Origin of the sequence: Bradyrhizobium sp. 147, assembly GCF_023073935.1 — a bacterium.
Lineage (GTDB): Bacteria > Pseudomonadota > Alphaproteobacteria > Rhizobiales > Xanthobacteraceae > Bradyrhizobium.
Genome location: NZ_JADPKL010000077.1, coordinates 99387 through 114209 on the forward strand (window position 1 = coordinate 99387; position 14823 = coordinate 114209).

12 protein-coding genes are annotated in these 14823 nt (G+C 64.7%); 9 read left to right on the forward strand and 3 right to left on the reverse strand.

The window, feature by feature from the left end:
- Positions 1-29: 29 nt before the first annotated feature.
- Positions 30-977, forward strand: coding sequence for an NAD-dependent epimerase/dehydratase family protein (locus tag IVA87_RS17200; protein WP_247334368.1), 948 nt, complete (start codon positions 30-32; stop codon positions 975-977).
- Here the strand turns inward: IVA87_RS17200 and IVA87_RS17205 are convergent.
- The gene (locus tag IVA87_RS17205; RefSeq protein ID WP_247334369.1) at positions 965-1984 is read right to left on the reverse strand and encodes a glycosyltransferase family 4 protein; all 1020 of its coding nucleotides are present in this window, start codon (positions 1982-1984) and stop codon (positions 965-967) included. The two genes, IVA87_RS17200 and IVA87_RS17205, sit on opposite strands and share 13 nt — an antisense overlap.
- Complete coding sequence (locus IVA87_RS17210; protein ID WP_247334370.1) at positions 1981-2940, reverse strand: lysylphosphatidylglycerol synthase transmembrane domain-containing protein; 960 nt, start codon at positions 2938-2940, stop codon at positions 1981-1983. The genes IVA87_RS17205 and IVA87_RS17210 overlap by 4 nt, the downstream gene beginning before the upstream one ends.
- Before the next feature lie 222 nt (positions 2941-3162).
- On the opposite strand from IVA87_RS17210, the gene IVA87_RS17215 reads away from it, so the two are divergent.
- The 8 genes from IVA87_RS17215 (at position 3163) to IVA87_RS17250 (ending at position 14191) form a co-directional block, all read left to right on the forward strand.
- Positions 3163-4152: an NAD-dependent epimerase gene (locus IVA87_RS17215; protein WP_247334371.1), complete on the forward strand. Its 990-nt coding sequence runs from the start codon at positions 3163-3165 to the stop codon at positions 4150-4152.
- A 7-nt stretch (positions 4153-4159) separates the two neighbouring features.
- On the forward strand, positions 4160-5572 hold the full coding sequence (locus IVA87_RS17220; protein WP_247334372.1) for a mannose-1-phosphate guanylyltransferase/mannose-6-phosphate isomerase: 1413 nt from the start codon (positions 4160-4162) through the stop codon (positions 5570-5572).
- A 182-nt stretch (positions 5573-5754) separates the two neighbouring features.
- Positions 5755-6759 (forward strand): Gfo/Idh/MocA family oxidoreductase, encoded by a 1005-nt coding sequence (locus IVA87_RS17225; protein WP_247334373.1) that lies wholly within the window; start codon positions 5755-5757, stop codon positions 6757-6759.
- Positions 6760-6808: 49 nt separating this feature from the next.
- The gene (locus tag IVA87_RS17230; RefSeq protein WP_247334374.1) at positions 6809-7960 is read left to right on the forward strand and encodes a DegT/DnrJ/EryC1/StrS family aminotransferase; all 1152 of its coding nucleotides are present in this window, start codon (positions 6809-6811) and stop codon (positions 7958-7960) included.
- A gap of 245 nt (positions 7961-8205) precedes the next feature.
- The gene (murJ, locus tag IVA87_RS17235; RefSeq protein ID WP_247334375.1) at positions 8206-9735 is read left to right on the forward strand and encodes a murein biosynthesis integral membrane protein MurJ; all 1530 of its coding nucleotides are present in this window, start codon (positions 8206-8208) and stop codon (positions 9733-9735) included.
- Between the two features lie 81 nt (positions 9736-9816).
- Entirely contained in the window at positions 9817-12126 is a 2310-nt protein-coding gene (locus IVA87_RS17240) for a xanthine dehydrogenase family protein molybdopterin-binding subunit (protein ID WP_247334376.1), read from the forward strand.
- An 86-nt stretch (positions 12127-12212) separates the two neighbouring features.
- Positions 12213-12659: a cytochrome c gene (locus IVA87_RS17245; protein ID WP_247334378.1), complete on the forward strand. Its 447-nt coding sequence runs from the start codon at positions 12213-12215 to the stop codon at positions 12657-12659.
- Between the two features lie 248 nt (positions 12660-12907).
- Positions 12908-14191, forward strand: a complete 1284-nt coding sequence (locus tag IVA87_RS17250; RefSeq protein ID WP_247334380.1) for a cystathionine gamma-synthase family protein — start codon at positions 12908-12910, stop codon at positions 14189-14191.
- A 72-nt stretch (positions 14192-14263) separates the two neighbouring features.
- Here the strand turns inward: IVA87_RS17250 and IVA87_RS17255 are convergent, their stop codons facing one another.
- The gene (locus IVA87_RS17255; protein WP_247334382.1) at positions 14264-14680 is read right to left on the reverse strand and encodes a CHRD domain-containing protein; all 417 of its coding nucleotides are present in this window, start codon (positions 14678-14680) and stop codon (positions 14264-14266) included.
- Positions 14681-14823: the final 143 nt, after the last annotated feature.

The following is a 14823-nucleotide window of genomic DNA, read 5'->3' on the forward strand; positions in this document are numbered from 1 at the left end:
TTGCGCAACGCTGTTCTGTCGGAGCAATGATGAGCGAGACAAAGCCGGTCGCGCTGGTGACGGGAGCGAGTGGCTTCATCGGCCGTCATGTCGTGCGTGCATTGACGCGTGAGGGCTGGTCGGTCCGCCGCGCGGTGCGCAGCCCGGAAGGGGCCGGCGACGAGGTCGTGATCGAATCGATCGGCCCCGAAACCGACTGGCGGGCCGCGCTTGACGGCGTCGACGCCGTCATCCATCTCGCCGCGCGTGTGCATTACAAGAACGACGAGCGCGCGGTCGAGCTCTACCGCAAGGTCAATGTCGAGGGCACACTGCACTTGGCGCGCTGCGCAGCGACGGCCGGCGTACGCCATTTCATCTTCATCAGCACTGTTCTGGTGCACGGCCGCAGCAACGAGGGCCGTGCCCCGTTCAGCGAGCGCGATGTCCCGACGCCGCGTGGTCTCTACGGCGCGTCCAAGGCCGAGGCCGAGGCGGGCTTGAGGACGCTGGCGCGGGACAGCGACATGAAAATCTCGGTGATCAGGCCGCCGCTGATCTACGGCGCACACGCCAAGGGCAATTTCCCGCTGCTGGCGCGCGCGGTCAGGCTGGGGCTGCCGCTGCCCTTTGCGGGGATCCGCAACCGCCGCAACTTTCTATGCGTGCAAAACCTGTCGTCGTTCATCCTGCACCGGCTCGACCATCCCGACCCCACGAGCAATTTCGAGATCTTCCTGCTGGCCGACAGGGAAAGGGTCTCGACGCCCGAATTCATCGCGTGCCTGGCGAGAGCCTCCGGCAAGCGCCCTCGGCTGTTCGGCATACCGCCAAACCTGCTCAGCGCGGCCCTGCGCGTGACCGGCCGTCAGGATATGCATGACGGCCTGATCGGCTCGCTCGAGCTCGACATCTCGAAGGCGATCGCAACCGGCTGGCAGCCGCAGGTCACCCTCGAGGAGGGCTTGCGTCTGGCGGTGTCGGATCAGGAGCCCTGAGACCGCGAGAAGCGGTACAGCACGAATCCGACCGCGAGCGCGCCGGCCACAAGTGCGCTCGTGGTGACCGCCAGCGTGGCGGCACGGATGGTGAGGATGGCGAGCCCGGCGAGCACGAGGTTGAGCAGGAAGACCTCGCCGATCACCCGCGGGACCATGAAACCGTTGTCGGTGGCGCGCTGGTAGAAATGCGTGCGGTGCGCCGACCAGAACGGCTCACGCCGCGCGATCCGTCGAAACAGCGTGATGGTGGAATCGGCGAGATAATAGGCCGGCAGCAGCAGTGCCGCGGCCATCTGCCCGCGAAAAGCGAGCTCGAGCAGGCACCAGCCAAGCAAAAGGCCGATCGGCAAGCTGCCGACATCGCCCAGGAAGACTTTTGCCACCGGACGGTTGAACGGTGCAAAGCCGAGCATACCGCCGCACAGCGTCGCCGCGACCAGCGCGGCCGGCCATGGCAGCTCGCCCAGCCATCCCAGCAGCAGCAGCGCCGCAGTGACCGGCACCACTTCCGCGGCCGTCATCAGGTCGAGCCCGTCCATGAAGTTGACGAGGTTCACGAACCAGACCCCTGCGAGCAGGATGAGGCCGCGCTCCAGCGCAAGCGGCAGCGCCGGAACGATGCGCGCAGTCTCGGGCGCAGTGAACACCACGGCACCGACGGCCGCGGCCTGCAGGACGAGCCGCAACAACACTGGCAGCGACACGATGTCGTCGGCGAATCCGACCAGCGCGATCAAGACCGTCGCACCGACCAGTGCCGGCGGGATCGCGACGTTCGCGACGCTCGCAAAGAGCGAGGCGACGATGAGCGTCGCCGCGATCACGGCGATGCCCGCACCCTGCGGGGTCGGAATGCGATGCGAGGACCGCGCGTTCGGCCGTGCCAGCGCGTAGCGCTGGAGCAGGGGACGGCTGGTCCAGGTGATGAGCGCCGACACCAGCGCCGCGATTGCGACGGCAAGCAGCGACGGCACGGCGGCGAGGGCGTCGGCGGCCGAGCTCACTCGGGCACTCCGATCGGGACCGACCCTTGCGCGGCCTTCTCCGCACTGAGGATCCAGACCAGGCCGCCGATCGCGCCGACGATGAAGAATACGGCGCCGAACAGCAGCGAGACGTTGACACCTTCGTTTGCGGCGAGTCCGGCGAAGCCGAAGGCGAGGCTCATCGTGGCTTCACGCACGCCCCAGCCCGCGATTGAGATCGGCATCATGGTGATCAGCATCACCGGCGGGACGAGCAGGAATATCTGGCCGAAGCTGATTGGCGCGGCGATCGCCTGCACGACGCACCAGGCGACGACGACGGCAAGCACGTGAACGAGGACCGACAGCACCGCGATGATCGGTCCGCGGCTGCCGCTAAAGATCACGCGATTGGCGATCACGGCACAGGCGTGGATGTGATGCGTTGCCCACCAGGTCTTCAGCCACCGCCATTTCAACGCGCCGAAGATCAGGAAACCGAGGCCACCCGCCAGGGCCGCGAAATCGATGAGCAGCAGCGCCGAGCGCCCGTGCGGATCGGTGATGAGGGTATAGCTCCAAGGCAGGCTCGCGACGATGAGCACCGCGAGCGCGATCAAGCCGATCGCGCGATCGACGAAGATCGAGTAGGTCGCCGCGCGCCAGCCGGCGCCGGCGCGCGCGACCAGCCACAGCCGGACCGCATCGCCGCCGATCGCCGACGGCAGGGTCTGGTTGAAGAAGGCACCGATCACGTTGTAACGCATGGCGCGGCCGAGCTCGAGCGGCGCGCCGCACGCGGCGCTGATCTCGCGCCAGCGCAGCACGCCGACGAAGATTTGCAGGAACGTGACCGCGATCGCCACGCCGATCCAGAACAGGCTGGACACCGTGAAGCGCGAGAACAGTTCGGACAGGTCCACCTTGCGGAGCGCCAGATAGAGCAGCGCCGCGGAAATTAGGATCTTGGCCGCAGAAAACAGGATTCGGCGCATCTCGCCCGCATGAACAGGTTTGCGAAGATTGGAGGCAACCCGACGCGAGGCGCCGAATTCGGCCGCTTTGGTATGGTTTTGGCGCCGATCTTGCAATAGCCGTGTGTAACGCGCTGTGCAGCGGCGTTTGAAAGGCCTCCATGAGGAGCGGCAGGCCTATTGCGACCTCCACGATGCGGCGGCTAAACAGGCTTTGCGGGCAAGGGATCCCTGGGGAACAGGATGACGGATCAGGCGATTTTGGTCACGGGCGCTGCCGGCTTCATCGGCTTTCACGTTGCCCGCCAGCTTTTGACCGAAGGCCGGTCCGTCGTCGGGCTCGACAATCTCAACAGCTATTACGATCCGGCGCTGAAGCGAGCGCGCCTTGCACTGCTCAAGAAGGAGCCCGGTTTCTCCTTCGTCGAGGCCGACCTCGCCGATCGTGACATGATCGCGGCGCTGTTTGCGCAACATCAATTTGCCAAGGTCGTGCATCTCGCGGCCCAGGCCGGCGTGCGCTACTCGATCGAGCAGCCGCATGCTTACGCCGATTCCAATCTGCAGGGCTTTCTCAATGTGCTCGAGGGCTGCCGCAACAATGGCTGTCGTCACCTCGTCTACGCATCGTCATCCTCCGTTTATGGCGCCAACACAAAAATGCCATTCGCCGTGCAGGACCGCACTGACCATCCCGTGAGCTTCTACGCCGCGACCAAGAAGGCGAACGAAGTGATGGCGCAGTCCTACAGCCATCTCTACCGGCTGCCGGTCACGGGCCTGCGCTTCTTTACCATGTACGGGCCGTGGGGACGGCCCGACATGGCCATGTTTCTCTTTGTAGATGCCATTATGGCGGGCAGGCCGATCCGGCTTTTTAACCATGGCAGGATGCGCCGCGACTTCACCTATATTGATGATGTAACGCGTGTAGTATCCAGGCTGATCGATCTTGTGCCTGCGGACGATCCGGCTGCCGCAAATGCGCCGTCAAAGCTCTACAATGTCGGCAATCACCATCCGGAGGAACTGATGCACGTCGTCGGTCTTCTGGAGCGGGAGCTGGGCCGGACGGCGATCAAAGAATTGCTGCCGATGCAGCCGGGAGATGTGCTGGAAACGTTCGCGGATGTCGAGGATCTGATGCGCGACACCGGCTTTGCGCCATCAACGCCGATCGAGCTTGGGGTCCGTAACTTTGTCACCTGGTATCGGGACTATTTCAAGGTTTGAGATGACGATGGACAAACGCATAATCCCCCTGATCATGTGCGGCGGTGCCGGCACGCGGCTGTGGCCAGCTTCGCGCGAGGTGCGGCCCAAGCAATTCCTGCCGCTGTTTGGCGCCCGCTCGACCTTCCAGGACACGCTGCTGCGCGTCTCCGATCCCTCGCTGTTCGACCGGCCGATCGTCATCACCAATGCGGCCTATCGCTTCATGGTGCTGGAGCAGCTCACCGAGATCGGGATCGAGGCCGACGTGATCCTCGAGCCGATGCGGCGCGATTCTGGACCTGCGATCGCTGCGGGTGCGGTGTTCGCGCAGAGCCGCGCTAACGAGGCGATCGTGCTCGCGCTCGCCGCCGACCACGTGGTGCGGGACAATGCTGCTTTCGTCGCCGCCTGCCACGAAGGCCTTGCGGCTGCGAATGCCGGGCGCATCGTCACGTTCGGCGTCAAGCCGGAGCGGCCGGCGACCGAATACGGCTATATCAACCCGGGCGAGGTGATATCGGGCGAGGTGCATGCGGTCGCGCGCTTCGTCGAGAAGCCGGATGCGGTGAAGGCATCGGACTACGTCAATTCCGGCTATCTCTGGAACAGCGGCAACTTCATGTTCCCGGCCGGCGTGCTGCTCGACGAATATCGCAGGGTCGATGCGGCGAGCATCGAGGCGGTTACGAGCGCCGTCACCAATGCCGGCCGCGATCTCGGCTTCGTGACGCTGGAGCCCGCGGCCTTCGGCGCGGCGAAGGCGATCTCTATCGACTATGCGGTGATGGAAAAGACCTCGCGTGCAGCAGTCGTGCCGGTGTCCTGCGGCTGGTCCGATGTCGGCTCCTGGCTCGCGGTGTGGGAGTTGTCGGAGAAGGACGCGCAAGGCAACGCCGCGCACGGCACCGCGGTGTTCGAAGATTCCCGCAACTGCAACGTCACGACGGATTCCGCGCTGGTCGCGCTCGAAGGCGTCGACGATCTCGTGGTGGTCGCGACTGCGGACGCGGTGCTGGTCTCGCGCCAGAAGGACGCCAACGGCTTGAAGCGTCTCGTGGCCAAGCTGAAGGCGGTCGCGCCGAAGGTCACCGAGGAGCATCTCAAGGTGCACCGGCCCTGGGGCAGCTACCAGTCCGTGGACAACGGCGCGCGCCACCAGGTCAAGCGCATCGTGGTGAAGCCGGGCGGCCGCCTGTCGCTGCAGAAGCATCACCATCGTGCCGAGCACTGGATCGTGGTGCGGGGCACGGCACAGGTGACGGTCAACGACACCGTGAAAGCGGTGCACGAGAACGAGTCGATCTACATTCCGATGGGCGCCGTTCACCGGATGGAGAACCCCGGTAAAATCATGCTGGAGCTGATCGAGGTCCAGACTGGAAGCTATCTCGGGGAAGACGACATCATCCGGATTGAAGACGACTATCAAAGGTCGTAACCAGCAAGCTCCGAATCACGCGGCCCGGGTCGAAAGAGCGCATCTGCTCCGGCTCAAGACCCGGGGAACGTGTAATTTTTTGAATCAAATCGTGTCCGGCTGGCTAGCGCGGCGTTCGCCACAAATGTGGCGCCCGTGCTAGAAGCGGCGCCGGGGATTTGGGTTGAATCGGGGTTCTATCAATGAGTTCCAAAGGATCTGCACCGGCAAAGGCCGGCCTGCGTGTCGGCGTCATTGGCGCAGGCGTGATGGGCAGTAACCACGCGCGCGTGCTTAGCGGCCTTCCCGGCGTCAGTCTGGTCGGCATCGTCGATCCTTCGCCGGTGCACCGGACGCGCACCATCGAGCTTGCGAGCTGCCCGGGCTTCGAGACGCTCGACCAGCTCCTCGCCGAAGGCCCCGATGCCGTCACCATCGCGGCGCCGACCCATCTGCATCACGAGATCGCGCTCGCCTGCATCGCCAAGAACATCCACGTGCTTGTCGAGAAGCCGATCGCATCGACGGTCGAAGAGGGCCGTGAGATCGTCGCCGCTGCGCAAAAGGCCGGCGTCACGCTGATGATCGGTCATGTCGAGCGCTTCAATCCGGCGGTTGCCGCGGTCAAGCAGGCGATCGCGGGCGAGGACATCCTGTCGATCGCGATTACCCGCGTCGGCCCGTTCCCGCCGCGCATGTCCAATGTCGGCGTCGTCATCGACCTTGCCGTGCACGACATCGATTTGATCCGCTGGTTCACCGAGTCCGACATCGTTGAGGTGCAGCCGCAGCTGTCGAGCGCGGTCGCCGAGCGCGAGGACATTGCGCTGTTGCAGTTCCGCACGGAGAGCGGCGTGCTCGCCCACATCAACACCAACTGGCTGACGCCGTTCAAGGCGCGCAGCGTCACGGTTGCGACGCGCGGCAAATACGTGATGGGTGATCTGTTGACGCGCCAGGTCACCGAATGCTTCGGCTTCAAGCCTGACGGCAGCTATTCGATGCGGCATCTGCCGGTCGGCCATGACGAGCCGCTCCGCGCCGAGTTGATCGCGTTCTTGAAGGCAGTGGCTAACGGCGAGACGCCGGCGGTGACCGGCGATGAAGGCGTCGCCAGCCTCGAGATCGCGACGCGGTGCCTGGAGACGCCATCGCGGCCCGCGGCCACGGCGCCTGCCCGCAAGGCCCCGCGCCGCGTCGCCGGCTAATTCTATCCATCTCGACTTCTCAACTTCGCGAGAAAACCAGCAAAGCGCCATGAACCAGCATCTGCGTTCCGATCCCATTCCCTTCATCGATGTCGGCGCGCAGCGCCGCCGGCTCGGCGCCTCGCTCGATGCCGCCGTGAAGCGGGTTCTCGACCATTGCCAGTTCGTCAACGGCCCTGAGGTCTTCGAGCTCGAGAAGCAGCTTGCCGCCTATTGCGGCGCCAAGCACGTGATCGGCTGCGCCAGCGGGACCGACGCGATCCTGATGGTGATGATGGCGAAGAATGTCGGGCCCGGCGATGCCGTGTTGTGTCCGTCCTTCACCTTCATCGCGACGGCGTCGCCGGTGGCGCGGACAGGCGCGACGCCGGTCTATGTCGACGTCGACGAGGCGACCTTCAACATGAGCCCGGAATCGCTGAAGCGCGGCATCGTGACTGCGCGCAAGGCGGGGCTCAAGCCCGTCGCGGTCATTCCGGTCGACCTGTTCGGCCAGCCTGCCGATCACGATTCCGTCGCCGAAATCGCCAAGGCCGAAGGGCTGTTCGTGCTCGACGACGCCGCGCAAGCGTTCGGCGCGAGCTACAAAGGCCGCAAGCTTGGTACGCTCGCGCTCGCCACCGCGACGAGCTTCTTTCCGGCCAAACCGCTCGGCTGTTTCGGCGACGGCGGCGCGGTCTTCACCGATGACGACGAGCTTGCCGCGACGCTGCGCAGCGTCCGCGTGCACGGGCAGGGCGTCGACAAATACGACAACGTCCGCCTCGGCCTGACCGGCCGGCTCGACACCATGCAGGCCGCGATCCTGATCGAGAAACTGAAGATTTTCGACGACGAGATCGCTGCCCGCAACAGGGTTGCGGAACGCTACGCGCATGGCCTGTCCAATGTCGTCACCGTGCCGCGCCTTAGCCCCGGCAGCACATCGGTGTGGGCGCAGTACACCGTCCGCCTGCCTGAGGGCACCAACCGCGACGGTTTTGCCGCCGCGCTGAAGGCCCAAGGCGTGCCGACCGCGATCTATTACGGCAAGTCGATGCATCAGCAGACCGCCTACAGGCACTACCCGGTCGCAGAAGGCGGCCTGCCCGCTTGCGAGAGCCTGTCGCAGGCCGTCATCAGCCTGCCGATGCACGCTTATTTGACGGAAGCGGACCAAGAGCGGGTCATCGCCGCCGTGCGCGGTGCGCTGGCGGGCTGAGTTCTGGGTTTAGCTCTTCGTTCCCTTTCCCTTGTGGGCCCTTGTGGGAGAGGGTGGCTCGCCGCGTAAGCGGCGAGACGGGTGAGGGGGCTCTCTCCGCAACGAAACCTGGGAGAGAAACCCCTCATCCCAATGAGCTTGTGTCTACCCGCGGAGCAGCCCTCTCCCACAAGGGGAGAGAGCGCAGTGATGCACATCGCAAGATGCAATCGACCTCCGCCCGATAAGCCTCTAGAACGGTCCGCATGCTCGGACGCATCTTCACGGTTGGCGGTTACACGCTGCTCTCGCGGGTGACGGGGTTTGCCCGCGACATCATGCTCGCGGCGATTCTCGGCGCGGGCCCCGTGGCCGACGCCTTCTTCGTGGCGCTGCGGCTGCCCAATCATTTCCGTGCGATCTTCGCCGAGGGCGCCTTCAATGCGGCCTGGGTGCCGGCCTATGCCCACGTTCACGGCGAGCGCGGGGAGGGGGCGGCGCGACTGTTTGCCGACCGCATCTTCACGCTGCTGCTGGCCTCGCAAATCGTGCTGCTGATCGTCGCCTGGCTGTTCATGCCGCAAGCCATGAGCATACTTGCACCGGGATTTTCCGAGGATGCCGAGCAGCGCAAGCTCGCGATCGAACTGACCCGAATCACCTTTCCCTATCTCCTGCTGATCACGCTGGTGACGCTCTATGGAGGCATGCTCAACGTGATGCAGCGCTTTGCCAGCGCCGCGGCGGCGTCGATCTTTCTCAACATCTCGATGATGATGACGTTGGCGGTCGCCGCCTGGTTTCCGACCGCAGGGCACGCGGCGGCGTGGGGCGTGCTGATCTCCGGCTTCCTGCAATATGTCCTGCTCGCCGGCGATCTGGCCCGCCACGGCGGCCTGCCGCGCTTCGCACCGCTCAGGCTCGATGAAGACGTCCGTGGCTTCTTCAAAGCGCTAGGCCCGGCGACGCTGGGCTCGATGGGCACGCAAGTCGCGCTGTTCGCGGACACCATCATCGCGACGTTCCTGCCCGCAGGCGCGCTGTCGGCGCTCTATTACGCCGACCGCCTCAACCAGCTGCCGATCGGTGTGATCGGCATCGCCATCGGCACGGTGCTGTTACCAGAGATGTCGCGGCGGATCACCGCCAACGACCACGACGGTGCGATGAAGGCGCAACGCCGTGCCTTCGACTTCACGCTGCTGTTCTCAGTGCCGTTCGTCGCGGCCTTCATCACCGTGCCTGACGCGATCATGCGCGCGCTGTTCGCCCGCGGGGCGTTCTCGAAGGCCGATGCGGCCGCGGCAGGTGCAACGCTCGCCGCCTACGCGATCGGCCTGATCCCCTTCGTGCTGATCCGCAGCGCGGTCGCGACCTTCTATGCGCGCAAGGATACGGCAACGCCGGTCCGGGCCTCGCTGACCGGCATCGCGGTCAATGTCGCCCTGAAGGTCGTCCTGATGGGATCGCTCGCCCAGATTGGCCTCGCGCTCGCGACAGCCGTCGGGGTCTGGACCAATTTGCTGCTGGTGCTGTTCTTCGCCGTGCGGCGAGGCTTTCTCGTGCTGGACCGCGCCTGGCTATTGTCGGTCGCCAAATTCCTGCTGACCGGCCTCATTCTGGCCGCTGCCTTTTGGTTGATCGCGCGCTTCAGCGCGACGACTTTTCCCTCCACGCAGGCGTTCCGGGACGAATTGACGCTGGTCCTGTTGGCCGTCGGGGGCGCAATCGTCTACGCGATCGCGATCCTCGCGTTGTTTGGCCGCAGGTGGCTGGTGTCGCTGGTGCGCAATTAGTTTTTATCGCCAAGCCGTTTGCCTTGCCAGTTTTTCCACGGCAATATGCCGGCAAAACAACCATGAGAACGGGAAGATAAAATGGCGGCTCCCATCAAGTTCGGCGTTGGCCAAAGCGTGCTGCGCAAGGAGGATGACGCACTCATCCGCGGCAAGGGCCGCTACACCGACGATTACGCGCCGCAGGCCGCGCTCCGCTGCTTGATGCTGCGCTCGCCGCATGCGCATGCCAAATACACGATCGACGTGAGCCGCGCCCGCGGCTTGCCGGGCGTCGCGCTCATCCTGACCGCAGATGACGTTGCAGATCTCGGCAATCTGCCCTGCCTGTTCAACCTCGAGACCGATCCCTTCACCGGCCCGCCTTACCCGATCCTGGCCAAGGATGAGGTGCGCCATGTCGGCGATGCCGTCGCCTTTGTCGTCGCCGAGACCATCGACCAGGCCCGCGACGCGATCGAGGCGATCGAAGTCAAATGGAGCCCGCTGCCGGCGGTGACCGGTGTCGTGAACGCCGTGAAGCCCGGAGCCCCACAGGTTTGGCCGGACAAGCCCGGCAACGTGCTGTTCGACGTTTCGATCGGCGACAAGAAAGCGACCGAAGCCGCCTTCGCCAAGGCGCATGCAGTCGCCGAAATCTCCATCGTCAATCCGCGCGTGGTCGCGAGCTTCATGGAGACGCGCGCGGCCGTGTGCGAATACGACGCCAAGCGCGACCATCTGACGCTCACCGTCGGCAGCCAGGGCAGCCATCGCCTGCGCGACATCCTCTGCCAGAACGTGCTCAATATCCCCACCGATAAGATGCGGGTGATCTGCCCCGACGTCGGCGGCGGCTTCGGCACAAAACTGTTTCCCTATCGGGAATACGCCCTGATGGCAGTCGCCGCGCGACAGCTGAAGAAGGCGGTGAAGTGGGCGGCCGACCGCACCGAGCATTTCATGGGCGACGCGCAGGGCCGCGACAACGTCACCACCGCGAAGATGGCGCTGGCCGAGGACGGCAAGTTCCTTGCGATGGATTGCGACCTGATGGGCGACATGGGCGCGTATCTGTCGACCTTCGGGCCCTACATCCCGCATGGCGGGGCCGGCATGCTGCCTGGCCTCTACGACATCCAGGCCTTCCACTGCCGGGTGCGCACCATCTTCACCCACAGCGTGCCGGTCGATGCCTATCGCGGCGCCGGGCGGCCGGAGGCGGCCTATGTCATCGAACGCCTCGTCGACGCTTGCGCGCGAAAGCTTGACATGACGCCGGACGCCATCCGTCGCAAGAATTTCATCCCGCCGAAAGCGCTGCCTTACAAGACCGCCACCGGCAAGGTCTACGATTCCGGCGACTTCGCCGCGCATCTCAAGCGCGCGATGGAGATCGCGGAATGGAAGGAGTTCGGAAAGCGCGCCAAGGCGGCCAAGAAGCAGGGGCTGATCCGCGGCATCGGCCTTGCCAGCTATGTCGAGATCTGCGGCGTGATGGGCGAAGAGACCGCCAATGTTCGCCTCGATCCCAATGGCGACGTCACCGTCCTGATCGGCACCCAATCGAGCGGGCAGGGCCATCAGACGGCCTATGCGCAGATCGTCGCCGAACAGTTCGGCCTGCCGCCGGAGCGTGTGCACATCCGCCAGGGCGACACCGACGAGATCGCGACGGGTCTCGGCACCGGCGGTTCAGCCTCGATACCCACCGGCGGCGTCTGCGTGGAGCGTGCTGCGGGCGAGCTGGGCAAGAAGCTGAAGGAGTTCGCAGCGCAGGCGCTGGAAGCGAGCGCGGGCGATCTCGAGATTACCGACGGCGTGATCCGGATCGCCGGCACCGACCGCTCAATCTCCTTCGCCGACCTCGCCAAGCGACCCGGCGCCGATCCGTCGAAGCTGAACGGCAGCGCGACCTTCGCCAGCGCGGACGGCACCTATCCCAACGGCACGCATCTGGCGGAGGTCGAGATCGATCCGGCCACCGGCATCATCAGAATCGTCAACTATGTGATCGTCGACGATTTCGGCAAGACGCTCAATCCGCTGCTCTTGGCGGGGCAGGTGCATGGCGGCGCCATGCAGGGCATCGGCCAGGCCTTGATGGAGCAGGTGGTCTATGGTGCGGGCGACGGTCAGCTGATCACCGCGACCTTCATGGACTACGCGCTGCCGCGCGCGGCGGACGGGCCGGCCTTCGTGTTCGAGACCAACAACGTCCCCTGCAAGACCAACCCGCTGGGCGTCAAGGGGGCCGGCGAGGCCGGCGCGATCGGCTCTTGTCCGGCCGTCGTCAACGCCATCGTCGATGCGCTCTGGCGCGAATACAAGATCGACCATATCGACATGCCGGCAACGCCCGAGCGGGTGTGGATCGCGATTAACGAGCACCACCGGCGCCACAGCCTGTGATTCACGCGATGGAATGAACCCTGCCGAGCGGTGTTGGCCTCAGGAGGGTCGGCACGATCCTGCATCATGGAAAAAGGACTTTGCGAATGAAGCGAGTGTTGGTTGTCGGGGGCGCGTTCCTGTTCGGTATGGGCGCGGTTTGGGCGCAGCAGGACTCCCCCAAGGAAGTCCAAACCCTCATGAAAGCCAACGGCAAGAACGCCGGCGCGATGTCGGCGATGGTCAAGGGCGAGAAGCCCTATGATCAGGCTACGGTGAACAGCGCGCTGGCGCAGTTCGGGGATACCGCCAAGAAGCTGCCGAACCTGTTTCCGGCTAGCGCCAAGGGTGTGAAGCTCGACGGAGACTACAGCATCTCGCCGAAGGTCTGGGAGGACAAGGCCGGCTTCGACGCCAAGGTCGCGAGCTTTGCCAAGCTCGTCGGCGAGGCCAAGGCCAAGATCAAGGACCTCGACTCGCTCAAGGCGACGATGCCTGCAATCGGCAAGGAATGCGGCGGCTGCCACGAGACCTACCGCGTGAAGAACGGCTGACGCCAACATCATCCGGGGTACGGGAAAAGGGCGGTTGGCAAGCAGCCGCCTTTTTTGCGTTGGCGCACGGCCCAGCGCGAAATCCCGTCCGCAAGGCCTGACGGATCGCCGTGAGAGCGGTTATCTTTGCTCCAGCCGCGGCGGCATTGATGTGAGCTGTTGCATGCTGGCGCATCTCGCGCCTGACTGCCTCATGACATCAGGGTTCCAACGCCCGGCGAGGAACTGAAGCAACAGCGAGACAGGCCATGGCAAAACCGTTCCCGTCGAAGACGCACATCGGCAACCATATGCTGCATCCGGAAACCTTGATGCTGACCTATGGCTATGATCCGCAACTGTCGGAAGGCGCCATCAAGCCGCCGGTGTTCCTGACCTCGACCTTCGTCTTCAAGACGGCCGATGACGGCCAGGACTTCTTCGATTTCGTCGCCGGCCGGCGCGAGCCGCCGGAAGGGATGGGCGCGGGCCTGGTCTATTCGCGCTTCAATCATCCCAACAGCGAGATCGTCGAGGACCGGCTCTCGATCTACGAACGCACCGAGAGCTGCGCCCTGTTCTCATCCGGCATGGCGGCGATCGCGACGACGATCCTTGCCTTCGTCCGCCCAGGCGACGTCATTCTGCACTCGCAGCCGCTCTATGGTGGGACGGAAACCTTGCTGACGAATACGCTTGCGCGTCTGTCGATCGGCGCCGTCGGCTTCGCCGATGGCGTTGACGAAGCTGCGGTCAGCGAGGCCTCGGCGGAGGCCATGAGCAAGGGCCGGGTGTCGATGATTCTGATCGAAACTCCCGCCAATCCGACCAACGGGCTGGTCGACATTGCGATGATGCGCCGTGTCGCCGAGGCCATCGGGAAAAGCCAGGGCCACACACCGATCATCGCCTGCGACAACACGCTGCTCGGACCGGTGTTTCAGCGGCCGATCGAGCATGGTGCTGACATTTCCTTGTACTCGCTCACGAAATATGTCGGCGGTCATTCCGACCTGATCGCGGGCGCCGCGCTCGGCTCCAAAGCAATCATGAAGGGCATCAAGGCGCTGCGCGGCGCCATCGGCACCCAGCTCGATCCGCATTCCTGCTGGATGATCAACCGGTCGCTGGAGACGCTGAGCCTGCGCATGGAGAAGGCCGATGCGAATGCGCGCCTCGTGGCCGACTTTTTGCGCGATCACGCCAAGGTGGCGAAGGTCCATTATCTCGGTCACCACGAGGATACATCGCCGGCTGGACGCGTGTTCTCGCAGCAGTGCTCGGGGGCCGGCTCCACGTTCTCGTTCGACATCGTCGGCGGCAAGGACGCGGCGGTCAAATTTCTCGACGCGCTCCAGATCTTCAAGCTCGCGGTGAGCCTCGGCGGAACGGAATCGCTTGCCAGCCTGCCCGCGACGATGACCCATTCCGGCGTTCCCGCCGACATCCGCCGGAAAATCGGTGTCCTCGATTCCACGATCCGGCTGTCGATCGGCATCGAACATCCGTCGGACCTGATCGCAGATCTCACGCAGGCACTGAACGCGGCTTGAGCGTGGCGAGAATCGAACAGGCCGGGCGCCCCTCCTGCGCCCGGCCCTTCCGCGACGACGCAGCGTTTGGGCTTACTTCGTCACTTGGCCGCGGATCTCGCCGCCCGGGTTCGCCGCGGTGTGGATGTTGATGTAATACTTGCCGCCGAGCAGATCGGCGGCCTGCGCCTCGGTGAGCGTCGCTTCGCCCTTGACCGGGCTCGATGTCGCATTCGGGATCGCGACCGCAACGCCGGCGTTCTTGCCCGCTTCGGCGGGGCCATGAAAATGAGCGGCTGTGGCAGGGCCAGAGAGCCCGGAATAGGTGACAGTCCAGGACAATTTCTTGCTGGCCGCATCGTAGTCCAGATCGGCCGTTCCGGTGCCGCTGCTGGTCGTTGCCGGCACCTCGGACTTGGCGTCGAGCGTTGCTTTCAGCTTTTCGGCGCTGGCCGGCCCTGCAAAAGCAGCGGCCGCGAGCACTGACATGGCAATGACGGTCTTGTTCATGACATTCTCCCTGCTGAACCCGTTTGGGCTGCTAAACTTCCAACAGCCGACGTTTCAGTTTATTCCCGTCTCCGGCGGGGGCGGGGCTAAATTCTTCGTGGCTGGAGCCGCGTGGAGATCGGTCGTAGGTTCGCCGCAAGAAC